21 protein-coding genes and 3 pseudogenes are annotated in these 24734 nt (G+C 69.7%); 7 read left to right on the top strand and 17 right to left on the bottom strand.

Annotation, left to right across the window (positions count from 1 at the left end; genetic code table 11):
* Window positions 1-39 precede the first annotated feature (39 nt).
* Window positions 40-228: a hypothetical protein gene (locus GFH49_RS16660; protein ID WP_155056671.1), complete on the top strand. Its 189-nt coding sequence runs from the start codon at window positions 40-42 to the stop codon at window positions 226-228.
* A 124-nt stretch (window positions 229-352) separates the two neighbouring features.
* Window positions 353-781, top strand: coding sequence for a type II toxin-antitoxin system Rv0910 family toxin (locus GFH49_RS16655; protein ID WP_155056670.1), 429 nt, complete (start codon window positions 353-355; stop codon window positions 779-781).
* A gap of 66 nt (window positions 782-847) precedes the next feature.
* Here GFH49_RS16655 and GFH49_RS16650 read toward each other — a convergent pair whose 3' ends face one another.
* Entirely contained in the window at window positions 848-1465 is a 618-nt protein-coding gene (locus tag GFH49_RS16650; protein ID WP_155056669.1) for a PadR family transcriptional regulator, read from the bottom strand.
* Between the two features lie 223 nt (window positions 1466-1688).
* Between GFH49_RS16650 and GFH49_RS16645 the strand changes: the two genes are divergently transcribed.
* Window positions 1689-2498, top strand: a complete 810-nt coding sequence (locus GFH49_RS16645) for a PhzF family protein (protein ID WP_155056668.1) — start codon at window positions 1689-1691, stop codon at window positions 2496-2498.
* 24 nt (window positions 2499-2522) lie between these two features.
* Here the strand turns inward: GFH49_RS16645 and GFH49_RS16640 are convergent, their stop codons facing one another.
* Both GFH49_RS16640 and GFH49_RS16635 read right to left on the bottom strand, forming a co-directional pair.
* Window positions 2523-3323: a CPBP family intramembrane glutamic endopeptidase gene (locus tag GFH49_RS16640; RefSeq protein WP_155056667.1), complete on the bottom strand. Its 801-nt coding sequence runs from the start codon at window positions 3321-3323 to the stop codon at window positions 2523-2525.
* Between the two features lie 302 nt (window positions 3324-3625).
* Window positions 3626-5143 (bottom strand): glutamate-cysteine ligase family protein, encoded by a 1518-nt coding sequence (locus GFH49_RS16635; protein WP_155056666.1) that lies wholly within the window; start codon window positions 5141-5143, stop codon window positions 3626-3628.
* 565 nt (window positions 5144-5708) lie between these two features.
* Here GFH49_RS16635 and GFH49_RS16630 point away from each other — a divergent pair.
* From GFH49_RS16630 to GFH49_RS16620, 3 genes are all read left to right on the top strand, one after another.
* On the top strand, window positions 5709-6293 hold the full coding sequence (locus GFH49_RS16630; protein WP_155056665.1) for a hypothetical protein: 585 nt from the start codon (window positions 5709-5711) through the stop codon (window positions 6291-6293).
* Window positions 6294-6738: 445 nt separating this feature from the next.
* Window positions 6739-6933 (top strand): DUF5999 family protein, encoded by a 195-nt coding sequence (locus GFH49_RS16625; protein WP_155056664.1) that lies wholly within the window; start codon window positions 6739-6741, stop codon window positions 6931-6933.
* Window positions 6934-7177: 244 nt separating this feature from the next.
* Window positions 7178-8221, top strand: a complete 1044-nt coding sequence (locus GFH49_RS16620) for a LacI family DNA-binding transcriptional regulator (RefSeq protein WP_155056663.1) — start codon at window positions 7178-7180, stop codon at window positions 8219-8221.
* A 117-nt stretch (window positions 8222-8338) separates the two neighbouring features.
* On the opposite strand, the gene GFH49_RS16615 is transcribed toward GFH49_RS16620, so the two are convergent.
* The 14 genes and pseudogenes from GFH49_RS16615 to GFH49_RS41505 all read right to left on the bottom strand — a co-directional run.
* Window positions 8339-9379 carry an endo-1,4-beta-xylanase gene (locus GFH49_RS16615; protein WP_155056662.1) on the bottom strand — a complete coding sequence of 347 codons (1041 nt, stop codon included), beginning with the start codon at window positions 9377-9379 and terminating at the stop codon, window positions 8339-8341.
* Between the two features lie 64 nt (window positions 9380-9443).
* Entirely contained in the window at window positions 9444-10208 is a 765-nt protein-coding gene (locus GFH49_RS16610; protein ID WP_230396338.1) for a carbohydrate ABC transporter permease, read from the bottom strand.
* A 56-nt stretch (window positions 10209-10264) separates the two neighbouring features.
* Complete coding sequence (locus GFH49_RS16605; protein WP_155056660.1) at window positions 10265-11263, bottom strand: carbohydrate ABC transporter permease; 999 nt, start codon at window positions 11261-11263, stop codon at window positions 10265-10267.
* 6 nt (window positions 11264-11269) lie between these two features.
* Window positions 11270-12562, bottom strand: a complete 1293-nt coding sequence (locus GFH49_RS16600) for an extracellular solute-binding protein (RefSeq protein ID WP_155056659.1) — start codon at window positions 12560-12562, stop codon at window positions 11270-11272.
* Window positions 12563-12708: 146 nt separating this feature from the next.
* Window positions 12709-14229 (bottom strand): glycoside hydrolase family 43 protein, encoded by a 1521-nt coding sequence (locus GFH49_RS16595; RefSeq protein ID WP_155056753.1) that lies wholly within the window; start codon window positions 14227-14229, stop codon window positions 12709-12711.
* Window positions 14230-14766: 537 nt separating this feature from the next.
* Window positions 14767-15202: pseudogene (locus GFH49_RS41730) on the bottom strand (diaminopimelate decarboxylase); the annotation flags it as partial.
* Between the two features lie 28 nt (window positions 15203-15230).
* The gene (locus tag GFH49_RS41520; RefSeq protein WP_408055915.1) at window positions 15231-15443 is read right to left on the bottom strand and encodes an SAV_915 family protein; all 213 of its coding nucleotides are present in this window, start codon (window positions 15441-15443) and stop codon (window positions 15231-15233) included.
* Between the two features lie 350 nt (window positions 15444-15793).
* Window positions 15794-16477: a response regulator gene (locus GFH49_RS16580; RefSeq protein WP_155056658.1), complete on the bottom strand. Its 684-nt coding sequence runs from the start codon at window positions 16475-16477 to the stop codon at window positions 15794-15796.
* Window positions 16478-16522: 45 nt separating this feature from the next.
* The gene (locus GFH49_RS16575) at window positions 16523-17191 is read right to left on the bottom strand and encodes a potassium-transporting ATPase subunit C (protein WP_155056657.1); all 669 of its coding nucleotides are present in this window, start codon (window positions 17189-17191) and stop codon (window positions 16523-16525) included.
* Window positions 17192-17215: 24 nt separating this feature from the next.
* Window positions 17216-19345 (bottom strand): potassium-transporting ATPase subunit KdpB, encoded by a 2130-nt coding sequence (gene kdpB, locus GFH49_RS16570; RefSeq protein WP_155056656.1) that lies wholly within the window; start codon window positions 19343-19345, stop codon window positions 17216-17218.
* Entirely contained in the window at window positions 19342-21006 is a 1665-nt protein-coding gene (gene kdpA, locus GFH49_RS16565) for a potassium-transporting ATPase subunit KdpA (protein ID WP_155056655.1), read from the bottom strand. Before kdpA ends, kdpB begins: the two co-directional genes overlap by 4 nt.
* An 8-nt stretch (window positions 21007-21014) precedes the next feature.
* Window positions 21015-21104 carry a K(+)-transporting ATPase subunit F gene (gene kdpF / locus GFH49_RS16560; RefSeq protein ID WP_016434100.1) on the bottom strand — a complete coding sequence of 30 codons (90 nt, stop codon included), beginning with the start codon at window positions 21102-21104 and terminating at the stop codon, window positions 21015-21017.
* Window positions 21105-21374: 270 nt separating this feature from the next.
* Window positions 21375-22141, bottom strand: a pseudogene (locus GFH49_RS41825) (DUF4118 domain-containing protein); the annotation flags it as partial.
* A gap of 59 nt (window positions 22142-22200) precedes the next feature.
* Window positions 22201-22311: pseudogene (locus GFH49_RS41505) on the bottom strand (hypothetical protein); the annotation flags it as partial.
* A 396-nt stretch (window positions 22312-22707) separates the two neighbouring features.
* On the opposite strand from GFH49_RS41505, the gene GFH49_RS16550 reads away from it, so the two are divergent.
* A complete protein-coding gene (locus GFH49_RS16550; protein WP_155056654.1) occupies window positions 22708-24657 on the top strand; it encodes an APC family permease in 1950 nt (649 codons plus the stop codon).
* Window positions 24658-24734 lie beyond the last annotated feature (77 nt).

The raw sequence follows: 24734 nt of genomic DNA, 5'->3' as shown, positions 1-24734 counted from the left end.
CACGCAACCGCGACGCCCCGTCGCACGTCCCATACGAAGATGGGGAGCAGGTGCTGGCTGGTGAGCCTTCCGGCCGTCGACGGCAGGCAGTACGTCTACCGGGTGTACGCCCCGGAGGACGCACTGCCGGCCGACCTGTTCTGGGACGCCTGGCACTGCCACGACGAGAGCGCCTTCCCGCGCGCGTGGGACCTGTTCGACGCGGCGGAGATACGACTGGTCGGCTGAGGCCGGACCGGCAGACCGCTCGCCCGCCCGCCTCCACATTTCCTGACGGTTCATCAGTATTGAATGTTCCAGGCCCTGCGGCTACGTTCCGCGACACCGTAGCCCGACACGAAGGGGTGGTCGCATGGCCGAAGTCAGCGCGGAGGCACGCATGGATGCCCCCGCGGAGAAGGTGTGGGGGCAGCTCACGGACTGGTCCGCGTACGGCGAGTGGAACGCGACCCACACCGGCTTCCCCAAGGGCGGTCCCGAGAACCTCGAAGTGGGCGGGACCTTTCAGGAGAACATGAAGCTGATGGGCTTCCCGGCCGAGGTCGACTGGACCATCGAGGAACTGGAGCCGGCCCGGCTGCTGGCCATCCGCGGCAAGGGCCCGATGGCGGTCGACCTGGCCACGCGCTACACCCTGACACCGGACGGCGACGCCACCTCGGTCCGCATCGACGGCGAGTTCACGGGCGCCGCGGTGTCGTTGATGGCGGGTCGGCTGAAGGACTCCGCGACGGCCGCGCTGAACGAGTCGCTGCGCAAGCTGGCAGGGCTGGTGACCTGACACCCGGACGCGCGACGGCGCCCCCACGGATCTCTCCACGAGGGCGCCCTGCGCCGGGCCGGAAGCTCAGTCCTCGTCGGCGAGGATCAGGTAGAGCTTCTTGCGGGCCTCGTTGATGACGGCCAGCGCCTTCTCGCGCTGCTCCGCGCTGCCGGTCTTCCAGACCTGGCCGAAGGCATCCATCAGACCGAAGCCGGCCTGGCGGATCTCGTTGAGAGCCTCCCAGTCGACGCCGCGGGAGGCCTCCTCCCAGGGCGCCTCGGAGCCCTCCTCGGCCGCCGCACGACCGGACTCGGTGAGCGAGAACAGCTTCTTGCCACCCTCGGACTCACTGGTGATCAGGCCCTCGTCCTCCAGCAGCTGGAGGGTGGGGTACACCGAGCCGGGGCTGGGCTTCCACGCCCCGCCGCTGCGCTCGGCGATCTCCTGGATCATCTCGTAACCGTGCATGGGCCGGTCCTTCAGCAGGGCGAGGATCGACGCGCGCACATCGCCGCGCCGCGCCCTCCCCCGCGGCCCACCGCGCCCACGTTGACCCCACGGCCCCGGCCCACCGAAGCCCGGTCCGCCAAAGCCGGGGCCGCCCGGCCCGAAAGGCCCGAAGGCACTCCGCAGCGCCTCGAAGCCACCCCGGTCGCGCGGGTCGCGCCCACCTTGTCCACGCTCAAATCCAAAGGAACCCATCTCCATCACTCCATTCAGTCGCTGATCAGTCGCGATGCCTCAACGATATATCGGAATAGTTCGCCTAGCAACCCTACTCCCTGAAGACGGCCCAGAAGCGGCCCAAAAGCGGCCCTGAAGACGGCCCAGAAGACGACTCAGCGAGCGGCCCGGACCGAAATCGGGCCAGCACCCCGGAATTGGCCTTGGCCTGCCGCTTCGTGCCACGCCTAGCGTCTGCGGCATGCGGATCCGAATCGTCGACGCCTTCACCGACCGCCCCTTCGCCGGCAACCCGGCCGGCGTCCTGCTCGTGGACGCCTTCCCGGACGACGCCTGGCTCCAGCACGTGGCCAGGGAGGTCAACCACGCCGAGACGGCGTTCGCCCACCGGCTGCCCGAGGGCGGGGAGGCCGACTGGGCGCTGCGCTGGTTCACGCCCGTCACCGAGGTCGCCATGTGCGGCCACGCCACGCTCGCCACGGCCCACGTCCTGCACACCACCGGCGCTCAGCAGGGTCCGGTGCGCTTCGCCACCCGCAGCGGTGTGCTGGTCGCGACGGCGGGCGAGGACGGCTCGATCACGCTGGACTTCCCGACCGCACCGCTCACGCCGGTCGAGGTGCCGGACGGGGTCGCCAATGCGCTGGGCGCCGAGCCGCGCGCCGCCTTCCACACCGGTCCGAACGTCGGTGACCTGCTCCTCGAACTCGCCGACGAGAAGACCGTCCACGTCCTGACGCCGGACCACAAGGCCCTCGCCGCCTACTCCGAGCGCGGCATCATCGCCACCGCCCGCGCCGAAGACCCCACGCGGGGCTACGACTACGTCTCCCGCTGCTTCTTCCCGAACGTCGGCATCGACGAGGACCCGGTCACCGGCAGCGCTCACACGGCCCTCGCCCCCTACTGGTCCGAGCGCCTCGGCCGCCCCGGCCTCACCGGCCTCCAGGCCTCACCCCGCTCCGGCCGCGTCCGCACCGAGCTGCGCGGCGACCGCACGCTGCTCACCGGACGGGCGGTCACCGTCATCGACGGGGAGCTGCTGGCGTAACGGCACCTGACGGCGGGTAAGCCCTCACGCCGTCGGCAGCCAGTCCACCTTCCCGGCCAGCAGCGCGTAGCCGACGAACGCCCCTATGTCGAGCAGCGAATGCGCCACCACGAGAGGGCCGACCCGGCCCCAGCGCCGGTAGAGGTAGACGAACACCACGCCCATCGCCAGGTTGCCGATGAAGCCGCCGATGCCCTGGTAGAGGTGGTAGGAGCCGCGCAGTACGGAACTGGCCATCAGCGCCGCCCCGGGGGTCCAGCCCAACTGGCCGAGTCGGCGCAGCAGATAGCCGACGACGATGACCTCTTCGAGGATCGCGTTCTGCATGGCGGACATGATCAGGACGGGGTACTTCCACCACACGTCGGGCAGGTCCTCGGGCACCACCGTGAGGTTGAAGCCGAGTCCGCGGGCGGCCAGGTAGAAGGCGATTCCGGTGCTTCCGATCACCGCCGCCACCGCCGCGCCGCGGCCGAGGTCCGGCCAGGGTTTGGTCCGGTCGAAGCCGAGAGTGCGCAGGCTCTCGCCCTCGCGCAGCAGGAAGTGCGCGACCAGCGCGACGGGTACGAGTGCCGTGGTGATGCCGAAGAGCTGCCAGGCGAGATCCAGCCAGGGACGGCCCGGCGCGGCCGAGGCGTTGAGGGTGGCTGCCTGGTCCTTGAGACCTCCCGGTTTGGTGACCGATCCGACAAAGCTGATCAGGGCGGACACACCACTCGCACCGAGCGAGACACCCAGGACGAGCAGCACCTCGGAACGGAGAACCCGCCGTGGGGGGCGCTCCCGAGGAAAAGAATCGGCCACCGGGCCCGCCTCCGACTGCACACCTGCCTCCAGTTGAGTAATCCCGCCGCGCCGTTTCCCGCCACTGGGCCGACGGGGAGGGGCACCACCGCCATCGGACGTCACAGCTTGCCCGATCAGTATGGGGCGGGCGGCAGCACCCCCCGTCCAACGCCGCATCCCCGCCCACACGCCCCCGTCCAACGCCGCATCCCCGCCCACACGCCCCCGCCCGACGCATCCCGCCCACGCATCCCCACCCGACGCGCCCCTTCCACCTGCCCCCGTTTACGCCCCCGCCGCCGCACGGTGGCCGTTTGGAAGCCGGCGGTGATGGACGGCTCTCACCCCAGCGGCACCGTCTCCGGCAGCCCCACCGGCCAGGTGTGCACCGGCTCCCCGTGGTGCATCAGCTCGCGGTAACGCTTCGTGGTGGCCGCCAGCGCGGCCTCCCGGGACAGCCCTGTCTCCAGGGCCCGGTGGAAGGTCGCCGACTGCCATGCCGCCCCGTTGACCCGGCGGCGGCAGCGCTCGTCGATCACGCCGAGGTACAGGTCCCGGTCGGCCGGATCGACGCCCCACGCGTCCAGCCCGGCCTCGGCGAGCGGCAGCAGTTCATCGCGTACGAGACTCACCGCGTCGACCTCGGTGGTGCCGCCGTAGCGCCCGCGCCGGGGCCAGATCAGCCGGGCGTCGATGCCGTGCCGGCTCGCGGCCTCGAAGTTGGCGGCGGCCGTCCCGAACGGCAGCCGGGACCACACCGGGCGTGACTCCTCGCCGAGGGCGCGGACGACACCGTAGAAGAAGGCGGCGTTGGCGAGGACGTCCGTGACGGTCGGTCCGGCGGGCAGGACGCGGTTCTCGACGCGCAGGTGCGGGACGCCGTCGGCGATGCCGTAGACGGGCCGGTTCCAGCGGTACACGGTGCCGTTGTGCAGGACGAGTTCGGCGAGTTTCGGGGTGCCGCCCGCGTCGAGGACCTCAAGGGGGTTCTCGTCGTCGCAGATGGGCAGCAGGGCCGGGAAGAAGCGAAGGTTCTCCTCGAAGAGGTCGAACGCCGAGGAGATCCATCGCTCGCCGAACCAGGTGCGCGGCCGGACCCCCTGGGCCTGGAGTTCGGGCGGGCGGGTGTCGGTGGACTGCTGGAACAGCGGCGGCCGGGACTCGCACCACAGCTCGCGGCCGAAGAGGAAGGGCGAGTTGGCGCCCACGGCGATCTGTGCGGCGGCGACGGCCTGCGCGGCGTTCCACACGGCGGCGAAGCGGCCCGGCGTGACCTGGAGGTGCAGCTGGACGGAGGTGCAGGCGGCTTCCGGCGCGATGGACCTGGAGGTGCAGCGCAGATGCTCCACACCCGCTATGTCGAGCAGGAAGTCCTCTCCCCGGGCGGCGACGATCTGGTCGTTGAGCAGGGCGTAGCGGTCGACGTCGGAGAGATTCGTGGAGACCAGGTCGTCACGGTCGAGCGTCGGCAGAATACCGATCATCACGATGCCCGCGTCGACCTCGCGCGCTTTCCGGTCGGCATATGCCAGCGAGGTGCGCAGTTCCTCGGCGAGCCGGTCGAATACCCGCCCGGCCAAGCGATGTGGGGCTATGTTGACTTCTAGATTGAACATGGCGAGTTCTGTTTGGAAATCTCGGCTTGCGATCCTCTCCAGCACTTGCGCATTCAGCATTTTCGGCGTGCCGTCGGCGCCGGTGAGATTCAATTCGATCTCCAGCCCCATGAGGTTCTTCGGGCGATCGAACCGCCGCTCCGCCAGAAGCCGCTCCAGGCCTCTCAGGCACTCCCGGAGCTTGCCGCGGTACCGCTGCCGATCGGACAGGTCGAACCCACCTGCCACGACCTTCTCCCCCATCGAAGCGTCCCTTCCTCGAATGGGCAGGCCGAAGATCCGGCCCGGCCGCCGCTGTCCCGGGTCAGGTGGGATGATGCCCAGCCGAGGCGATCGATAACGTCGCGCGCGGGCCAGGCGCGCGCTACTCTGACGGACGTGACCGGCGGCACATTCACCGGGCATGGAACATCATGAAGTTTCCGGCACCTTGCCAACTCGTGAAAAACACCGACGAGTATCGGCCGACCGCTTCAGCGGCATTTCCCGAGGTCATCACTGGGCGACAGGTTGGGAACCGGGAAGATTCCCGCTCGTCGCCGACCGAATAGACTCTTGCCGAAGTCCCCGGAAACAGCTAGACGAAACACAATGTGAACACGTGTCGTATAAACTCCGCAATCAAGGCAGAGGGTTGGCGCCCACGGTCCGGGTTCCTGCCGTCGGGTGACGGACGGCAGCCTCACGCACACCACGCACCCCCAGACCCCGGCCCCCGCCTCTCTGACCACGCGAGCTGACAGCGCCGTCCGCCACGCCACGCCACGCCCTCGCGCCACCGTGCCTGTCGAATGAGAGGCGACCCACCATGCCGCTGCATGTCCCCCAGGCTCCAGCGCCCGCCCTTCGCTCCGTCCTCACCGCGCTGGGTTCCCCCACCGCGGTCCGCGAGGCCCGGACGCCCTCCCTGCGCACCGCGCAGGGCACCGCCGCCCCCGAGCTCCCGCTGCCCGTCCACGTACTCGACCGCATCACCTCCGAGGGCGTGTCCGCGACACGGCTGGCCGGGTGGCGTTTCCTGATCCGCTGCGGCGACCGCGCGGTGGCCGCGGCCGAGACCATGCTGACCCCCGACGGCTGGGCCTTCTCGCACTTCTTCGAAGGCCCGTACATCGCCTCCACGGAGCGCGCGCTGCGCCAGGCCGAGTCCGTGACCCAGGCGTGCCAGCCGCGCCTGCTGTCCCTGCCCGGCCTGTACATGCTCACGCTGTGGCTGCACGGCGACTGCTCCTCGGACGGCATTACCGGCCACCCAGCCGCCACCGATCTGCTCATCCCGCTGGCGCCGGCCCCGCCCGGCATCGCGGCGCACCGGCCGCACCAGGTCGCCGAGCTCCTCCCGATGCTCACCCACCGGGTGACGCCGGCCCCGCTGCTCGGCCAGCCCGTCTGACCGACCGGCCCCGCGAAACACCCTCGTACCCCGCCGCCGTAACTCCGGGCAGCGGGGTACGACGCTGTTTCCGGGACGCGTACGCTCGCATACGCCACAGAAACACCTGCACACGCTGGAACGCCCCTCCAGCCTTATCCCGCTCTCAAGAGCAAAACCACGCTCGAACGAGCCGAAAAGGGTCGCCGTCGCCGCCCTGACTAGCCCCATCCGACCATCCCGAACCACCCGAACTGGCAGCGCAGTTGGGATGAACCGTTCGCCCGGGTGATGCGTCCTGAACCTGTGAGAAGCGGTGCGGCCAAATCCCTGCGGATTGACGCCCGCAGGGCAACACTGGTTCGACCGACTTATCCAAACGGGGGCGGTCATGAACGAGGCTTCACGCCACAGGACAGAACCGACAACCCACTCACTCCACACGACAAAGCGAAAGATCCCACCCATGTGCCAGCACCAGCCGCCGTGTCCGACAGCCGAATCAGCCGACCGGGAGTCCGCCCGTCTCCTGGCGCACCACCCGGAGCAGGGATGGAGCCTGCTGTGCAACGGCGTTCTGCTCTTCGAGGACACCGGTGAGCTCCTGCCCGACGGCCAGATCATCGCCCCGCACCGCGCACTGGTGACGACCGCCGCCTGAGCAGTACCGGGCGGACCGACATCCCGCCCGGAGACCTGAGGGGCCGGACGCAGACACACTCTGCGAACCGGCCCCGACGCATGTCGGAGGGCGGTCACTCCCTGTAGTCCCCCGTGCGTGATCAGGTCCGAGCCGCTCGCACCCTTCCCATGGCCACCCGTTTTCCGGAAGACTCCTGGAAGTTTCGATGCGCGCGTCCGGTACGACGGTGACGGATGCGCAACCGGTCGACGGAGGTGGGCAATTGGCAGCACGCGAGGCCGACGCCGAGCAGGCGCCGACGGACGGGAGCAGGGTCACGATCACGGAGATCGCCCGGCAGGCCGGGGTCTCGGTGCCGACCGTGTCCCGGGTCGTCAACGGCCGCTCGGACGTGTCGCCGAAGACCCGCGCCCGCGTGGAGGACCTGCTGCGCCGGCACGGCTACCGCAAGCGCCTCGCGGCGTCCGCCGCCCGCGCCGCCCTGCTCGACCTGGTCTTCAACAGCCTCGACAGCCCCTGGGCGGTGGAGATCATCCGGGGCGTGGAGGAGGTGGCCCAGGCGGCCGGGGTCGGCACCGTGGTGTCGGCGATCCACGGACGCTCGGGCCACGCGCGTGAGTGGATGCGCAATCTGCGGGCCCGCGCCTCCGACGGCGTCATCCTCGTCACCTCGGCCCTTGAGCCGGTGCTCCACGATGAACTGCGCATCCTCGGCGTCCCGCTCGTGGTCGTCGACCCGGCCGGCTCGCCCGCCCTGGACGCCCCCACCATCGGCGCCGCCAACTGGTCGGGCGGCATGGCGGCCACCGAGCATCTGCTGGCCCTCGGCCACCGCAGGATCGGCCTGATCGCCGGGCCGCCCCGGCTGCTGTGCTCCCGGGCCCGGCTGGACGGCTACCGCACGGCCCTGGAAAGCGCCGGGCTCGCGCTCGACGAGACCCTCGTCGTGCCCGGCGACTTCCACCCCGAGTCCGGATTCACCGGCTGCAACACCCTCCTGGACCTGCCCGACCCGCCCACCGCCGTCTTCGCGGCCAGCGACCAGATGGCGCTCGGCGCGATCGAGGCGTTGCGCCGGCGGGGCCTGCGGGTGCCGGAGGACATGAGCGTGGTCGGTTTCGACGACCTTCCGGAAGTCCGCTGGTCGGCCCCGCCGCTGACCACCGTCCGCCAGCCGCTCGCCGACATGGGCAAGCTCGCCGTCCGTACCGTGCTGCGCCTGGCCCGCGGCGAGCAGCCGGACTCGCCGCGGGTGGAGCTGGGCACGGAGCTGGTGGTGCGGTCGAGCACGGCACCCACCGGATAGGGCGCCATGCCCATCGGACAGCGCGCCATGCCCCATCGGGCAGCGCGCCATGCCCCGCCGGACAGCGCGCCATGCCCCGCCGGACAGCGCGCCATGCCCGGCCGGACAGTGCACCCCCTACTGCAGCGCGTCCCGGATCGCGAAGTACGCGGGCTTCGGCCGCAGTTCCTCGTCCCACGGCAGGGCGGCGCCCTCACCGTCGAAGAACGCCGGGATCCAGGAGTATCTGTCGGTGTAGTCCCACAGCGTGATTCCCACGCATCGCCGCACGGCCAGGCATGCCTCGGTCATGTCCCGGTACCACTGCGCCTGCGTGGCCAGCTCGGCATCGTCGGCGGGCACGTACATCCGCACGTCCACCTCGGTGAGCGCGGTGTCCAGACCGAGCCGGGAGAAGCGGCGGAGGTTGTCCTCCAGGGTGCTCGGATAGCCGTACTGGAGCGCGAGATGGGCCTGCATGCCGAAGCCGTGGATCGGGACGCCCTGCGCCTGGAGCTCCTTGACCAGGCGGTAGTAGGCGTCGCTCTTCGGGCCGGTCCCCTCGACGTTGTAGTCGTTGAGGTAGAGCTTGGCCTTCGGGTCGGCCTGGTGGGCCCAGCGCAGGGCGTCGGCGATGTAGCCCGGTCCGAGGGTCTTGTAGAAGATCGTCTCCCGGTAGGTGCCGTCCTCGTTGAAGGCCTCGTTCACCACGTCCCAGGCATAGACCTTGCCCTTGTAGTGGCGTACCTCCGTCTGGATGTGCTTCTTCAGTACGGCCCTCAGCTCGTCGGCCGTCCAGTCCCGGGAGGTGAGCCAGCCGGGCAGCTGGCTGTGCCAGACCAGGGTGTGCCCGCGCACGCGCTGGTGGTTGGCGCGGGCGAGGTTCACGATCTCGTCGCCCTTGGAGAAGTCGAAGACGCCCTGCTGGGGCTCGGTGGCGTACCACTTCATGCCGTTGCCGGGGGTGATCATGTCGAACTCGGTGCCGAGGATCGCCTTGTACGGCTCGTCGGTCAGCTCGGGGTTGTCGGTGGCGCTGCCGAAGTAGCGGCCGTGGCGCTGGGCGAGTTCGGCGAGCGTCGGCTGGTCGTCCACTGCCTGGGCGGCCGGTACGCCGGCGGACAGGAGCAGGGCGACGAGGGCGCCGGTGAGTCTGAGCCGTGTGCGGGTACTGCGCATGGTGCGACTCCTCACGGTGGATACGGTGGATACGGCAGACGCGGTGTACGTCCTCCGGCGCGTGTCATCCCTTGGTGGCACCGGCGGTGAGGCCGCCGACGAGCTGGCGCTCGGCGACCGAGTAGAAGGCGAGTGCGGGGACCATGGCCAGCACGAGGTAGGCGAAGACCCTGGCGTACTCCGCGGAGTACTGGCCCTGGAACTGCTGGACGCCGATCGGGACGGTCCACCACGTGGAGTCGGTGAAGACCAGCAGCGGAAGGAAGAAGTTGTTCCAGCTGGTGACGACGGCGAGCACGGAGACGGTGCCGAGCGCGGGCCGCGCCATCGGCAGCAGGACCCGCCAGAAGAAGCCGAGCGGGCTGCACCCGTCGAGGGTGGCCGCCTCCTCCAGTTCGCCGGGGATCTCCCGGAAGAAGCCGCGCAGGATGATGATGGTCATCGGCAGCCCGAACGCGGCCTGCGGCAGGATCACGCCCAGCGGGTTGTCCAGCAGGCCCAGGTAGCGCAGCAGCAGGAACAGCGGCAGGGCCGCCACCGCGAAGGGGAACATCAGCCCCATCGTGAACAGGGTGAAGAAGAACTCGCGTCCGCGGAATGCGAACCGCGCGAAGGAGAAGGCGGCGAGCGCGGACACCGCGACGACGAGAACGGTCGTACCGATGGCGATGAACGTGCTGCTGCCGACCAGCCGCCAGAAGGAACCGGAGCCGAGGATGTCGGTGTAGTTGGAGGTCACCCATGACTCGGGCAGCCCGATCGGGTTACGGGAGAGCTCGTCGGTGGACTTGAAGCCGGAGATGACCGCATAGACCAGCGGTACGGCCATCACCGCGCCGACGAGGACGAGGACGACGTGGACCGGGAGATTCCGCGCACGTGTCTTCACTTCTGGCCTCCCCGCATGGTCGTGGTCGCCCCTTCGAGGTCGCGGCGGAGCACGAACCGCTGGTAGGCGAGGGCGAAGACGAGGCTGATGCCGAACATGACCACGCTGATCGCGCTGGCATAGCCGACCTGATAGCGCTTGAACCCGTACTGGAACATGGTCACGGCCATGGTCTCGGAGTGATGGTCGGGGCCGCCCGCCGTCGTCACCCACACCAGGTCGAAGAGCTGGATGGAGCCGATGACGGACAGGAACACACTGATGCGCAGGGTGGGCGCGAGCAGCGGCAGGGTGACATGGCGGAAGCGCTGCCAGGGACTGGCCCCGTCGATGAGCGCCGCCTCCGTCAACTCGGCCGGGATGGACTGCAGGCCGGCCAGGTAGAGCATCATGTGGAAGCCGAAGTACTTCCAGGTCATGACGAGGAACAGGGTCGCCATGACGGTGGACGGATCCGCGAACCAGGTCCCGCCGAGCCCGTCCAGGCCCACGCTGCCCAGGACCTGGTCGGCGAGACCGCTGTCCGGGGCGAAGATCATCGCGAACAGGATGCCGGTGATGGCCTCGGACAGCACGTACGGCGCGAAGAACAGCGTCCGGTAGACGGCCCGGCCGCGGATCCGCTGGTTGAGCAGGACGGCCATGGCGAGCGCGAACGGCAGCTGGATGGCGAGCGACAGCCCGACCAGGACGAGACAGCGCCACAGGTCGCCCAGGAAGACCGGGTCGTCGAAGAGGCGGGTGAAGTTGTCGGCGCCGATGTAGTCGGAGGGCATGCCGAAGCCGCCCCAGCGGAAGAAGGCCGCGTACAGGGCGAACAGGATCGGCAGCAGGACCAGCACCAGGAACAGCACCAGCGCGGGCAACTGGAAGCCGACCGCGGTGAGCCAGTTGCGGATCCGCCGCCGGGACCGCCCCCGGCCCACCCTGAGGGCCGGGGGCGGAGGACCGGCTTCGGGGCCGGTCCGCTTGTCCGGAAGGAACGTGGAGGTCATCGGGGCCTACTGCTCTTCCTTCGCGGTCTGTGTGATCGACTCGGTGACCTGCTCGGGCGACTTGGACCCGGCGATCAGCCCGGCCACGCTGTCGTTGACCTCCTGGCCGAGGGCGGGCGCGTACGCCTGGTCGAGGTAGAGCTGGAAGCCGGTCGAGCCCTTCAACTGCGCTTGTACGGCCTCGATGTTGGGGTCGGTGATGGCGCTCTCGGCTCCGGGCACCACCGGAAGGACGCCGGTCTTCCGGACCAGTTCCAGGTCCGTCGTCTCGGAGGCGAAGAACTTCAGGAAGTCGACGGCGGCCTGCGGGGCGCCCTGCCGCAGGGCGTGTCCGCCACCCCCGCCGAACACCTCGGTGATGGCGCCCTTGCCGCCCTCGACCGCCGGGAACGGGAAGAACCCGAGGTCGTCGCCGAGGCCCTTGCCCGCGTCCGCCTGCACCAACGGCGCCCACTGGCCCATGAGTTCCATCGCCGCCTTGCCGTTGCCGACGGCTGCGGCCTGGCCGGTGGGGCTGGAGTAGGCGGCGCCGAGGAAGCCCTTCTGGAACGGCTGGAGATCGACGAGATCCTTGAGGTGCCGTCCGGCCTGGACGAACTCGGCGCCGGTGAAGTCCTTGTCGTCGCCTGCCTTCTCCAGCGCGTCGGCGCCCGCGGTGCGCATCGCCAGGTACGCCCAGTAGTACATGCCGGTCCACGTCTCCTTGCCCGCGAGGGCGAGGGGGGTGGTGCCGGCGGACTTCAGCCTGCCGACGGCGTCGAGGAAGTCGCTCCAGGTGGTGGGCGGCGTGGCGATGCCGGCCTGCTTGAACAGCGCCTTGTTGTACCAGAAGCCGACCATGCCGATGTCGAACGGGATGCCGTACACCCGGTCGTCGAGCAGATACGGCTCCTTCGCGACCGCCAGCAGACCGTCGGCCCACGGCTTCGTCCGGTCCGTGAGGTCCTCGACGAGCCCGGCGTCGACCTGCTGCTTCAGGACGCCGCCGCCCCAGGTGTGGAAGATGTCCGGCAGCTCCCCGGAGGCGGTCAGCGCCGTCATCTTCGACTTGTAGGCGTCGTTCTCCAGCTGGACGATCTTTATCTTGACCTTGGGGTTCTGGGCCTCGAACTTCTTCGCGAGGCCGGCCCAGACATCCTTGGTCGGCTGAGCGGTGGAGATGTTCCACCACTCGACCGTGGTCGTCCCCGAGGATCCTCCGTCCGAGTCGCCGCCGCAGCCGCTCAGTGCCGTCATGCCCAGACCGGCCGCGGCCGAGGCCGTCAGGAAGCCGCGGCGGGACAGTGCCCGGTCGCCCATCATGCGCTCCTTGGGTACGGGACGGCGCACCCGCGTCCGTCCGCTGGACCGAAAGTTTCGGAACCATTCCAGAAAGCTTCGCTGTTGCCGCACCCTAGAGACCGCTGCCAAAGCGTGGCAACCCCTCGTACACGGCGAATCTGCGGTCAGGAGCCGGAGCGTCCGGGGCCGCCTGCGGGGACGTACTCGAACCAGTCGAAGGCCGCGCTGCCCTCCGTGACGTACATACCGATCACCCGTCCCGTGAAGCCGCCCGCGACCTGGGTGGACAGATAGCGGCCGTCCAGTTCGGCCAACGGGACCGTGCCGTCCGGGCTTTCGAGCGAGAAGGCGACCGTGTCGGGGCCGCCGGCCCGGACGCCGAGCGCGTCCCGGCCGGTCGGCGGTACGAGGTCCGAAGTGCGGGTCCGGGCGACGAGCGTGACCGGTCCCGACGGCAGCGCGTGCACGGCGACTCGCTGCCGCAGCGGGCCGATCCGGGCGATCACGCTCGCCTCTCCCCCGGAGACCTCAAGGTCGTAGTGGTGGGCCTCGTCCATGCGTACGGAGAGTCCCGCGCGGCCCGTTCTGGCATCCAGACGGGCCGCGGCCCGGCAGTCGTGATGCTGCTGGCGGCGCCCGACGAAGGTGTGGCCGGGGCGGTCCAGGCTGTCGCCGGTCGCGTTGAGCGTCAGCCATCCCGGGCGCTCGCCCAGCGACCAGGAGCCCTGCGGCCTGCGACGGGGCGAGATCCAGTGCGGTGCCAGGTCGGCGGTGTCGAAGTCGTCCCGTGTGGGCTCGGGTTGGAGGGGACTCAGGGACGACGGCGCCGGATGGGATTCGCGCACCGGGCCGACCCGCGGCCAGCCGTGCGCCCACTCCACGGGCGTCAGGAAGGTCTCCCGGCCGAGGACGTGGAAGGCAGGGAAGTGGCCGCGCGGGCGCGTGCCGAGGAGCAGCATCCACCAGGTCCCGTCGGGCGCCTGGACCAGGTCGGCGTGGCCGGTGCACTGGATCGGCAGGCCGGTGCCGCGGTGGGACAGGAGCGGGTTGGCGGGCGCCGGTTCGAAGGGGCCGCGGGGCGAGCGGGCGCGGGCGACGGAGACGGAGTGGGCGTCTGCGGTGCCGCCCTCGGCCAGCATCAGGTACCACCACTCGCCGACGCGGTAGAGGTGCGGCGCCTCCGGGTCCCGCAGCCCCGTCCCGGACCACACCCGGAACGGCCCTTCCAGCACCTTCCCGCTCTCCGTGTCGATACGCGCCACCGCCACGCCCGCGACGGCACACCAGCAGTTGCCGTCCTCGTCCCAGGCCAGGTCGGGATCGATGCCGGGCACATCCACCCACACCGGGTCGGACCACGGCCCCCCGGGACGGTCGCTCGTGACCAGGAAGTTGCCGCCGGCGCTGACGTTGGTGGTGATCATGTAGAACCGACCGTCGTGATACCGAAGGGTCGGCGCGTAGACGCCGTCCGAGGCCGGCGCACCGTCCGGGATCTCCAACTGCCCCGGCCGGTCGAGTACGTTGCCGATCTGCCGCCAGTGCACGAGGTCCCGGCTGTGGAAGAGCGGCACGCCGGGAAAGTACTCGAAGCTGGAGCAGACGACGTAGTAGTCCTCGCCGACCCGGCACACACTCGGGTCGGGATGAAAGCCACCGATCACCGGGTTGTCGTACGTCCGCATACGCGTCAGCCCTCCCACAGGTCGAACGAAACTTTCGACCTCCGTGACGAACATTACGGAGCGGCACTGTAAGCGGCAGACAACGGCTGTGAAGGGAGCCTGGGGCCTGCCCCACATCCCCGAGACCGTCCACAGGCGCACATCGCGGCCACGAAAGCCGCCCAAAGACCCACGGCACACGAGAAGCCGTACGACTCCCGCCACCACGGCGACCACGAGCGGACGGCGACCAGGCTGCGGCCGGAGGCCATGGGCAGGTGGCAGGCGGCAGGCGTCGGCGGGGGGGCACGGCCAGCAGGTCTCCGGGGCGTGTGACGGACGCGAGTTGGACATCGGCGGCGAGGATGTCGCCCGCCTCGCCGTGCCGGCCCACGACAGTGACCCGAGCCGGGTCCGCCGTGCCGCGTCGGCCGATCATGCGGGGCGCGCTGGCCCGGTCGTCGAATTCCCGCCCACCGCCCGCGCGGTACCACGCGCGGCTCCCCCACGTCAGAGCCGGGTACGCCGAGCGCACGCACCTGACGCCGCACGGCCCGCCCGGTGGCCCTGCGGTCCGACCGCCGCCGCGAGCCGCGCGATCTCCGACGGGCTGTCGATGACGTCGCGTCCGACGGCCGGGCGCAGCGCGGTGTCAAGGTCGCGCGGGGACTTGGCGTTGCGGTGCAGCACGATCCGCTCGGGCGGGAATCCGGTGGTGACCGCCGCCTCCAGTTCGCCGGCGGAGCAGACGTCGAGCCCGCGGCCCTTCCTGGCCATCCAGTGGACCATCGCCCGGCAGAGGAATGCCTTGGCGGCGTACGGCACTCGGCGTCCCCGAAGGCGTGCCGGTGGGTGCGGCGGCCTTCACGCACCTCGCCCTCGTCGAGGACGCAGACGGGTGCCGAAGCGGTCCGCGATCTCGGTGAGGGGTACGCCGGCCACGGCGAGGTCGCCGGCGCGGTGCTTCGCGACGGAAGCCGGCCACGCCCGACAGGTCGGTGCGTACGGGTCGTGGCGGGTCGTCATCGTGCGGTCCCTTCGGCCGGGACGAGGGCGACTTCGGGTGCCCGGTGGTGGAGCGTCTCGGGGGCCGGTGCGGAGATCCGGGGGTCGATCGTGACGGTGGTGACGCCGAGCGGCGCGATCAGGGCGCGCAGGGCGGGCTCGGCGAGCCTGATCCAGGGCTGACCGGCGCCGAGTGCGTCGGTGAGCCTGCTCGCCGACGTGAAACCCACGGCCGTGCGGTCACCGAGCGGGGTGCGGAAGATCCGGATCGTGCATCGTGCCGGGCCCGGCCGGACCGGGACGAACAGTGGTCCGGCCGGGAACCGATCGGACCGGGACGAACAGTGGTCCGGCCGGGAACCGATCGGAAGGCTCCGGGTCCTCGCTGGACAAGAGGTCTGTCATGGGATGTCTCCTGAGGGTCGGCGGCCCCGGACGCGGGGAGGCGAACCGGGGCAATCGCCGACGCCATGCCGCCGGCCTCGTGATCGGCGCGTCCCGTGACGGGATGCTGACGGCGATCGGGCCGACGCTGACGGATCGTTGACACCTCCGATGCGAAGTGTGCCGCGAGCCGCAGTCATCCTTCGAAGCGGTAACCCATGCCGGGTTCGGTGATCAGGTAACAGGGGTGCGAGGGGTCCGCTTCGAGTTTGCGGCGCAGCTGGGCCATGTAGACCCTCAGGTAGTTGGTCTTGTCGCGCCGGGACACCCCCCAGACCTCCTGAAGGAGGTACTTCTGGGTGATGAGCCGGCCGGGATTGGTGACCAGGATCTCCAGCAGGTGCCATTCGGTGGGCGTCAGGCGCACATCGCGTCCGCCGCGGACGGCCTTCTTGGCCAGCAGGTCGATGGTGAACTCCGCCGTCTCCACCAGAGTCGTCCCGGACGTCGCCGGAGTGTCCTCGGTGCGACGGACGGCCGCCCGCAGCCTGGCCATCAGCTCGTCCATGCTGAACGGCTTGGTGACATAGTCGTCGGCCCCCGCGTCCAGGGCGGCGACCTTCTCGTCGGACGCCTGACGGGCGGACAGCACGAGGATCGGCACGCGGGTCCAGCCGCGCAGGGCCTTGATCACATCGACGCCGTCCATGTCAGGCAGTCCGAGGTCGAGCATCACGACATCGGGCTGGCGGGCGGCGGCCAGCCGGAGCGCGGTGGCGCCATCGGGTGCCGCGTCCACTCCGTACCGGCGTGCCCGCATGTTGATCACGAGGGCCCGGACGAGCTGTGGGTCGTCCTCCACCACCAGTACGCGGGTCATCGGTGTGCGCCTTTCCGGTCGTACATCGGGCTTGGGCACAGACCATCAGCTCTTCGCCACGAGTTCCTTGAGGGCGACGTTGAGTTCGAGGACGTTCACGCGGGGCTCGCCGATGAAGCCGAGGGTGCGGCCCTCGGTGTGCTCGTCGACGAGCTTCTGGACCTGGTCGACCGGCAGGCCGTTGCGCTCGGCGATCCGGTGGACCTGGATGTCCGCGTACTGGGGAGAGATGTCCGGATCCAGGCCGGAACCGGAGGAGGTCACCGCGTCGGCGGGTACCTCGGAGGCCTTGACCTTGTAGTCGGCGGTCGAGTTGTCCTTGATGACCGCGGCCTTGGCGTCGTTCACCCACTGGATCAGCTCTTTGTTGTCGCCCGACCGGTTGGTCGCGCCGGAGAGGATGATCGAGTACTGGGTGTTGACGCTGTTGGTGCCGAGGCCGTTCTGCGGACGTCCCTGGAACCACTTCAGGTCGGGCGCCGGGGTCTCCTGGCCCTCCTTCAGCGGCAGGTTGTAGGACTGCCCGATCAGGGAGGAGCCGACGACCTTGCCGTCCGCCTTGATCTCGGAGCCGTTCGCCTTGTTGCCGAACAGCCCCTGGGCGATACCGGTGATCACCAGCGGGTAGATGATGCCCGTCACCACGGTCAGCACGAGGAGGGCACGCAGGCCCGCCCCGAGCAACCGGGCAGTGTTCGTAACCGAGTTGTTCATGACGATCAGCACGCCTTCAGAGAGTTACAGCCCAGGGATGAGGGAGATGAGCAGGTCGATGACCTTGATGCCGACGAAGGGCGCGACCAGTCCGCCGAGGCCGTAGATCCCGAGGTTGCGGCGGAGCATCTTGTCGGCGCTCACCGGCCGGTACTGCACACCCCGCAGGGCGAGCGGGACCAGCGCGATGATGATCAGCGCGTTGAAGACGACCGCGGACAGGATGGCCGAGTCGGGTGAGGACAGGTCCATGATGTTGAGCTTGTCCAGGCCCGGGTAGACCGCCGCGAACAGGGCCGGGATGATCGCGAAGTACTTCGCGACGTCGTTGGCGATGGAGAACGTCGTCAGCGCGCCACGCGTGATCAGCAGCTGTTTGCCGATCTCGACGATCTCGATGAGCTTCGTCGGGTTCGAGTCGAGGTCGACCATGTTGCCGGCCTCCTTGGCGGCCGACGTGCCCGTGTTCATCGCCACGCCGACGTCCGCCTGGGCGAGGGCCGGGGCGTCGTTCGTGCCGTCGCCGGTCATCGCGACCAGCTTGCCCCCGGCCTGCTCCCGCTTGATGAGCGCCATCTTGTCCTCGGGCGTGGCCTCCGCGAGGAAGTCGTCGACGCCCGCCTCCTCGGCGATCGCCTTGGCGGTGAGCGGGTTGTCGCCGGTGATCATGACGGTCTTGATGCCCATGCGGCGCAGCTCGTCGAACCGCTCGCGCATCCCCTCCTTGACGACGTCCTTGAGGTGGATGACGCCCAGGATTCGGGCGCCCCTGTCGTCCTCGACGGCGACGAGCAGCGGAGTACCGCCAGCCTCGGAGATCCGGTTGGCGAGGGTGTCCGCGTCGTCCGCGACACCGCCGCCCTGATCCTGGACCCAGCTGATGACCGAACCGGCCGCGCCCTTGCGGATCCTGCGCCCGTCGACGTCCACACCCGACATCCGGGTCTGGGCGGTGAAGGCGATCCACTCGGCCTGCGCCAGCTCGCCCCGGTGCCGCTCGCGCAGCCCGTACTTCTCCTTGGCGAGTACGACGACGGAGCGGCCCTCGGGCGTCTCGTCGGCCAGCGAGGAGAGCTGGGCCGCGTCGGCGACCTCGGCCTCGGTGACGCCGCTGACCGGCACGAACTCGGCGGCCTGCCGGTTGCCGAGGGTGATGGTGCCGGTCTTGTCGAGCAGCAGCGTGGAGACGTCACCGGCGGCCTCGACCGCACGGCCGGACATCGCCAGGACGTTGCGCTGCACCAGACGGTCCATGCCCGCGATGCCGATCGCGGACAGCAGGGCGCCGATGGTGGTCGGGATCAGGCAGACCAGGAGGGCCACCAGGACGACCATGGTCAGGTCGGTGCCCGCATAGTCGGCGAGCGGCGGCAGGGTGGCCACGGCGAGCAGGAAGACGATGGTCAAAGACGCGAGGAGGATGTTCAGCGCGATCTCGTTGGGGGTCTTCTGGCGCGCGGCGCCCTCCACCAGGTTGATCATGCGGTCGATGAAGGTCTCGCCCGGCTTTGTCGTGATCTTGATGACGATGCGGTCGGAGAGCACCTTCGTACCGCCGGTGACGGCCGAGCGGTCGCCGCCGGACTCACGGATGACCGGAGCCGACTCACCGGTGACGGCCGACTCGTCGACGCTGGCCACGCCCTCGACGACGTCCCCGTCGCCGGGGATGGTGTCGCCCGCCTCGCAGACCACCAGGTCGCCGACTTTCAGCTCGGTGCCGGGCACCTGCTCCTCGACGGAGTCGTCGAGCCGCCGCGCCACCGTGCCGGTCTTGGCCTTGCGCAGGGTGTCCGCCTGCGCCTTGCCGCGGCCCTCGGCGACGGCCTCCGCGAGGTTCGCGAAGATCACCGTCAGCCACAGCCAGGCGCTGATCGTCCAGCCGAACCAGTCGCCCGGGTCCTCGAAGGAGAAGATCGTCGTGAGTACCGAGCCGACGAGCACCACGAACATCACGGGGGACTTGATCATCACCCGCGGATCGAGCTTGCGGACGGCGTCCGGCAGCGACCTCAGCAGTTGCCCGGGGTCGAAGAGACCCGCGCCGACACGTCCTTCTGCGGCCTTGTGCCCACTGGGTACGTCGCTGTGCGGCGCCCGGGTCGGGGTGGCTGTGGACATGGAGTCCTCTTGCTTCTCTGTACGAGCGGTCATGACGCCAGCCCCTCGGCCAGCGGCCCCAGCGCGAGGGCCGGGAAGTAGGTCAGACCGGCGATGATCAGGATCGCGCCCACCAGCAGGCCGGTGAACAGCGGCTTCTCGGTGCGCAGGGTTCCTGCGGTGGCCGGGATCGGCTTCTGCTCGGCGAGCGAGCCGGCCAGGGCCAGCACGAACACCATCGGCAGGAAGCGGCCGAGCACCATGGCCAGACCCAGCGTGGTGTTGAACCACTGCGTGTCCGCGTTCAGACCGGCGAAGGCCGAGCCGTTGTTGTTCGCGGCGGACGTGTAGGCGTAGAGGATCTCGGAGAATCCGTGCGCCCCGCTGTTGGTCATCGAGTTGCCCGGGGGCGGCAGGGCCATGGCGAACGCGGTGAAGATCAGCACCAGCGCCGGGGTGATGAGGATGTAGCAGGCCGCGAACTTGATCTCGCGGGTGCCGATCTTCTTGCCCAGGTACTCGGGTGTACGGCCGACCATCAGTCCGGCGATGAACACCGCGATGACCGCCATGATCAGCATGCCGTAGAGGCCGGAGCCGGTGCCGCCGGGCGCGATCTCGCCGAGCATCATGCCGAGCATGGTGATACCGCCGCCGAGGCCGGTGTAGGAGGAGTGGAAGGAGTCCACCGCGCCCGTCGAGGTCAGGGTGGTCGACACGGCGAAGATCGACGAGGCGCCGACCCCGAAGCGGGTCTCCTTCCCTTCCAGCGCCCCGTTGGCGAGTTCGAACGCCGGGCCGTGGTGGGCGAACTCGGTCCACATCATCAGGGCGACGAAGCCGGCCCAGATGCCGGCCATGGTGGCGAGGATCGCGTAACCCTGCCTGACCGAGCCGACCATGACGCCGAAGGTCCGGGTCAGGGAGAACGGGATCACCAGGAGCAGGAAGATCTCGAAGAGGTTGGTGAACGGGGTGGGGTTCTCGAACGGGTGGGTGCTGTTGGCGTTGAAGTAGCCACCGCCGTTGGTGCCCAGCTCCTTGATGGCCTCCTGAGAGGCGACCGCGCCGCCGTTCCACTGCTGCGGGCCGCCCAAGAACTGGCCGACCTCGTGGATGCCGGAGAAGTTCTGAATGGCGCCGCAGGCGACCAGGACGACCGCGGCGACGGCGGCTCCCGGCAGCAGGATGCGCACGACACCGCGCACCAGGTCGGACCAGAAGTTGCCCAGCTCACCGGTGCGGGACCGGGCGAAGCCACGGACCAGCGCGACGGCGACGGCGATACCGACCGCGGCCGATACGAAGTTCTGCACGGCCAGGCCGGCGGTCTGCACGACGTGGCCCATGGCCTGCTCGCCGTAGTACGACTGCCAGTTGGTGTTGGTCACGAAGGACACGGCGGTGTTGAACGCCTGGTCCGGGTCGATCGACGAGAAGCCGAGCGAGCCGGGCAGAACGCCCTGGAGCCGCTGGAGCGCGTAGAGGAAGAGAACGCCGACCGCGGAGAAGGCGAGCAATCCGCGCAGGTACGCGGGCCAGCGCATCTCGGTGTCGGGGTCGGCTCCGATCCCCTTGTAGATCCACTTCTCGACGCGCCAGTGCTGGTCGGAGGAGTAGACCTTGGCCATGTAGGTGCCAAGGGGGACGTAGGCGAGCGCCAGCGCCGCCATCAGGGCGAGCAGCTGGAGGATGCCGGCGAGTACGGGACCCATAGCCTCTCTCAGAACCTCTCCGGGAAGATCAGGGCGAGGACGAGATAGCCCAGCAGGGCGACGGCCACGACCAGACCGACGATGTTCTCGGCAGTCACAGCTTCGTCACCCCCTTGGCGGCAAGGGCCACCAGCGCGAAGAGCGCGATCGTGGTGACGACGAAGGCCAGATCGGCCATCGTGAGCTCCTGGAATGAGGTTCGGATTGGACTGGGACAGTTAGAGGAAACCGTCTTCCTCGCCGGATCCGGCCGTCGTTGACGGATCCCATACGGCGACGCACACGCCTTTGACGTGACTCTTACGGCGCTTGCGGTGCGCCGTACGGCATGCGCGGCGACGGCCCCCGCTGGTTCTGCGACAGCCCGGCAGCTTCAGCAGCACCGGGAGGCCGCCGAAGGAGGTGTTCGCGGAGAGGGCCAGCAGGATCATCGTCGCGAACTGGATGACGTATAAAGCCCAGTTGTGGCCGAGTGACGCGTCCGCGAGCCGGGCGAGGACGGTGACGCCGTCGGCCGGCTGGAAGTGGAAGCGGGAAATCAGCACCGACAGGCCGATGAGCGGCACGCCGAGCACGGCACCGAGGGCGGCCTCCGCGCCGCGCACGATGCTGCCCGCGAGCGAGGACATCGTCTCCGCCTCGGCGGCGGCGCGCGCCGCCCGGCGCGACAAGGCGCAGGGACCGGTCGACGACGCCGGCGGCCACCACCGCGAAGACTCCCGACGCCGGCAGCGCGTTGAGGTCGTCGAGGGAGAAGCCGCCGATGGGCGGGATGAACCAGTGGTTCAGCAGCAGGGACGCCGTGACCGACGCGATCACCGCCGATACCACACCCCCTGTGCAGGCACGCCCACGACCGCGAGCAGGAACAGCAGGGCGTCGCCGGTGAGGTTCACGGTGTCGCGCACCTGAGCCGGACCGAGGGTGGGCAGCACGGGCAACACCAGTCCGGCCACGGGCCCCGCGATCGGCCGGGACTTCGACAGCGTGCGGCGGCGCGAGGGCAGCGGCGTGCCCCGCCCGGCGCGCTCGTGTGTGACCCGGTGCACGTCGATGTCGCCGGAGAGTGCGACGACGGTCTCGCCTGTGCCGAGCCCGCGAGGAACCGCTCCAGACGCCCGCGCCGGCTGGAGCCATTGCGTCCACGTCCATCTCGGCGAACACGCCACTTCGGTGCTCGCACCGGGCCGGGGCGATGCCCTCCAGCCCGTCCGGCATCCGCTCCGTGCGCGGGCGCCCGTGGCACTCCACGAACCCCACCACATCCGCCCCGCAGGCAGCGCGCCGCCGCCCCTCGTCGAGCATCCGGTAGGTCCTGCCGACGCCGGGGCGGCCCCGAGGTAGACCTTCAGTCGTCCGGGCCGTACGTCACTCATCGCAAGGCGAAGTGCCGGGCCGGCACCCTGCGGACAGCGCGGACGACTCCTTTACGCTGCGCTACCTCGTCACGGTGTACGACACCGGGTGTCCGTATCTGATCACCGGGCCCGCGCCCCCCCATACAGCGCAAGAGCGGCGAATGGGCGCCTGAAGCTCGTTTCTTGATGCGCCGCCCCCGCCGACACGGCCGGCTTTAACGCAAGCTTGACGCCCCCTGCCCCCTCATCCGTGGGCCCGGGCGTCACTCTCCGCTTACGCTGGTGCGGCCGTCCGCGTGATGGCTGAAATCGCACGCTGAGCAGCACACCAGGAGCAACGCCGATGGCCACCACGGAACAGCCGCCCAGTCGCCTGCGGGTCTGGATGCTGGAGGGCCTGTCCGACATGGGCAAGGGCGGCACCCAGCACCCTTCGCTCGCCGAGCCGAAGGCGCAGGAGGGCCAGCCCTGGTACCGCGTGATGTGCCTGACGGGCGTCGACTACTTCTCGACCCTCGGCTATCAGCCAGGCATCGCCGCGCTCGCGGCCGGCCTGCTCTCGCCCATCGCGACCATCGTGCTCGTGATCGTCACGTTGGCGGGCGCGCTGCCGGTCTACCGACGGGTGGCCGAGGAGAGCCCGCACGGGCAGGGCTCGATCTCGATGCTGGAGCGGCTGCTTCCCTTCTGGAGGGGCAAGCTCTTCGTCCTGACCCTGCTCGGCTTCGCCGCCACCGACTTCCTGATCACCATCACGCTCTCCGCCGCGGACGCCTCCACCCACCTGGTGGAGAACCCCCATCTGCACAGCGCCCTGCACGACAGGCAGATGCTGATCACCCTCGTGCTCGTCGCCCTGCTCGGCGCGGTGTTCCTCAAGGGCTTCCTGGAGGCGATCGGTGTCGCCGTCGCCCTGGTCGGGCTCTACCTCGCGCTGAACGTCGTCGTCGTGATCGTCGGCCTCTGGCACGTCATCACCGAGGGACATGTCGTCACCGACTGGTCGAGCGCCCTGACCGCCGAGCACGGGAACGTCTTCGTCATGATCGGCATGGCCCTGATCGTCTTCCCGAAGCTCGCCCTGGGCCTGTCCGGCTTCGAGACCGGCGTCGCCGTGATGCCGCACGTCAGGGGCGACGCGGGGGACACCGAGGAGGACCCGAAGGGCAGGATCCGGGGCACCAAGAAGCTGCTCACCGTGGCCGCCCTGATCATGAGCTGCTTCCTGATCTGCACCAGCTTCATCACCACGCTGCTGATCCCCGAGAAGGAGTTCGAGGCGGGCGGCCAGGCCAATGGCCGCGCCCTCGCGTTCCTCGCGCACGACTACCTCGGCGGCGCCTTCGGCACGGTCTACGACGTCTCGACCATCGCCATCCTCTGGTTCGCCGGCGCCTCCGCCATGGCCGGCCTGCTCAACCTGATGCCCCGCTACCTGCCCCGCTACGGCATGGCCCCGCACTGGGCCCGCGCGGTCCGCCCGATGGTCATCGTCTTCACCCTGATCGCCTTCCTGGTGACCTGGATCTTCGACGCCGACGTCGACGCGCAGGGCGGCGCCTACGCCACCGGTGTGCTGGTACTGATCAGCTCCGCCGCGATCGCCGTGACGATCGCCGCCCGCAAGGCCGGACAGCGGAACTGGACCATCGCCTTCGCGGTGATCTCCGCGGTCTTCCTCTACACGACCGTCGTCAACGTCTTCGAGCGCCCGGACGGCGTGAAGATCGGCGCCTGCTTCATCGCGGGCATCATCATCCTCTCCCTGGCCTCCCGGCTGGCCCGCGCCTTCGAACTCCGCGTGACCAGCGTGACGATGGACGACATGGCGGAACGATTCGTCCGGGACATCGCCAGCCGCAAGATCCGGTTCATCGCCAACGAGCCCGACGCACGCGACATCACCGAGTACCGGGACAAGATCGAGCAGATCCGGCAGGACAACGACGTCCCCGACCAGGAGGACTTCGTCTTCGTCGAGGTCACGGTCACCGACCCCTCCGAGTTCGAGTCCGGCCTGACCGTGCGCGGCGAGGTCATGCACAACCGCTACCGCGTCCTGACCCTGGAGTCCTCCTCCGTCTCCAACGCCCTGGCCGCCCTGCTCCTCCACGTCCGCGACACCACCGGCTGCCTCCCCCACATCTACTTCGAGTGGACCGAGGGCAACCCCTTCGCCAACTTCCTCCGCTTCTTCCTCTTCGGCCAGGGCGAGGTCGCCCCGGTCACCCGCGAGGTCCTGCGCGAGGCAGAACCGGACCGCGCCCGCCGACCGCGCGTGCACACGGGCTGAGGGCACGCCCGGTTCGCGACGCGGGCGCCGGGACCGAATTACGGACGGCGGGACGGAACCGCGGGCGTCGCCATCGC

The organism is Streptomyces blattellae (assembly GCF_009709555.1).
Lineage (GTDB): Bacteria > Actinomycetota > Actinomycetes > Streptomycetales > Streptomycetaceae > Streptomyces > Streptomyces blattellae.
The sequence above is the reverse complement of the archived record's forward strand: the minus strand, read 5'-3'. Positions and strand labels throughout refer to the sequence as shown.

Excerpts from the sequence above, each read along its gene's own strand:
- GFH49_RS16605 (WP_155056660.1), bottom strand. The coding sequence starts at position 11,263 with ATGACCTCCACGTTCCTTCCGGACAAGCGGACCGGCCCCGAAGCCGGT.
- GFH49_RS16645 (WP_155056668.1), top strand. The coding sequence starts at position 1,689 with ATGCGGATCCGAATCGTCGACGCCTTCACCGACCGCCCCTTCGCCGGC.
- GFH49_RS16550 (WP_155056654.1), top strand. The coding sequence starts at position 22,708 with ATGGCCACCACGGAACAGCCGCCCAGTCGCCTGCGGGTCTGGATGCTG.
- GFH49_RS16660 (WP_155056671.1), top strand. The coding sequence starts at position 40 with ATGGGGAGCAGGTGCTGGCTGGTGAGCCTTCCGGCCGTCGACGGCAGG.
- GFH49_RS16600 (WP_155056659.1), bottom strand. The coding sequence starts at position 12,562 with ATGGGCGACCGGGCACTGTCCCGCCGCGGCTTCCTGACGGCCTCGGCC.
- GFH49_RS16595 (WP_155056753.1), bottom strand. The coding sequence starts at position 14,229 with ATGCGGACGTACGACAACCCGGTGATCGGTGGCTTTCATCCCGACCCG.
- kdpA (WP_155056655.1), bottom strand. The coding sequence starts at position 21,006 with ATGGGTCCCGTACTCGCCGGCATCCTCCAGCTGCTCGCCCTGATGGCG.
- GFH49_RS16625 (WP_155056664.1), top strand. The coding sequence starts at position 6,739 with ATGTGCCAGCACCAGCCGCCGTGTCCGACAGCCGAATCAGCCGACCGG.
- GFH49_RS16635 (WP_155056666.1), bottom strand. The coding sequence starts at position 5,143 with ATGGGGGAGAAGGTCGTGGCAGGTGGGTTCGACCTGTCCGATCGGCAG.
- GFH49_RS16650 (WP_155056669.1), bottom strand. The coding sequence starts at position 1,465 with ATGGGTTCCTTTGGATTTGAGCGTGGACAAGGTGGGCGCGACCCGCGC.
- kdpB (WP_155056656.1), bottom strand. The coding sequence starts at position 19,345 with ATGACCGCTCGTACAGAGAAGCAAGAGGACTCCATGTCCACAGCCACC.
- GFH49_RS16610 (WP_230396338.1), bottom strand. The coding sequence starts at position 10,208 with ATGGCCGTACCGCTGGTCTATGCGGTCATCTCCGGCTTCAAGTCCACC.
- GFH49_RS16580 (WP_155056658.1), bottom strand. The coding sequence starts at position 16,477 with ATGACCCGCGTACTGGTGGTGGAGGACGACCCACAGCTCGTCCGGGCC.
- GFH49_RS16630 (WP_155056665.1), top strand. The coding sequence starts at position 5,709 with ATGCCGCTGCATGTCCCCCAGGCTCCAGCGCCCGCCCTTCGCTCCGTC.
- GFH49_RS16655 (WP_155056670.1), top strand. The coding sequence starts at position 353 with ATGGCCGAAGTCAGCGCGGAGGCACGCATGGATGCCCCCGCGGAGAAG.
- GFH49_RS16575 (WP_155056657.1), bottom strand. The coding sequence starts at position 17,191 with ATGAACAACTCGGTTACGAACACTGCCCGGTTGCTCGGGGCGGGCCTG.
- GFH49_RS16615 (WP_155056662.1), bottom strand. The coding sequence starts at position 9,379 with ATGCGCAGTACCCGCACACGGCTCAGACTCACCGGCGCCCTCGTCGCC.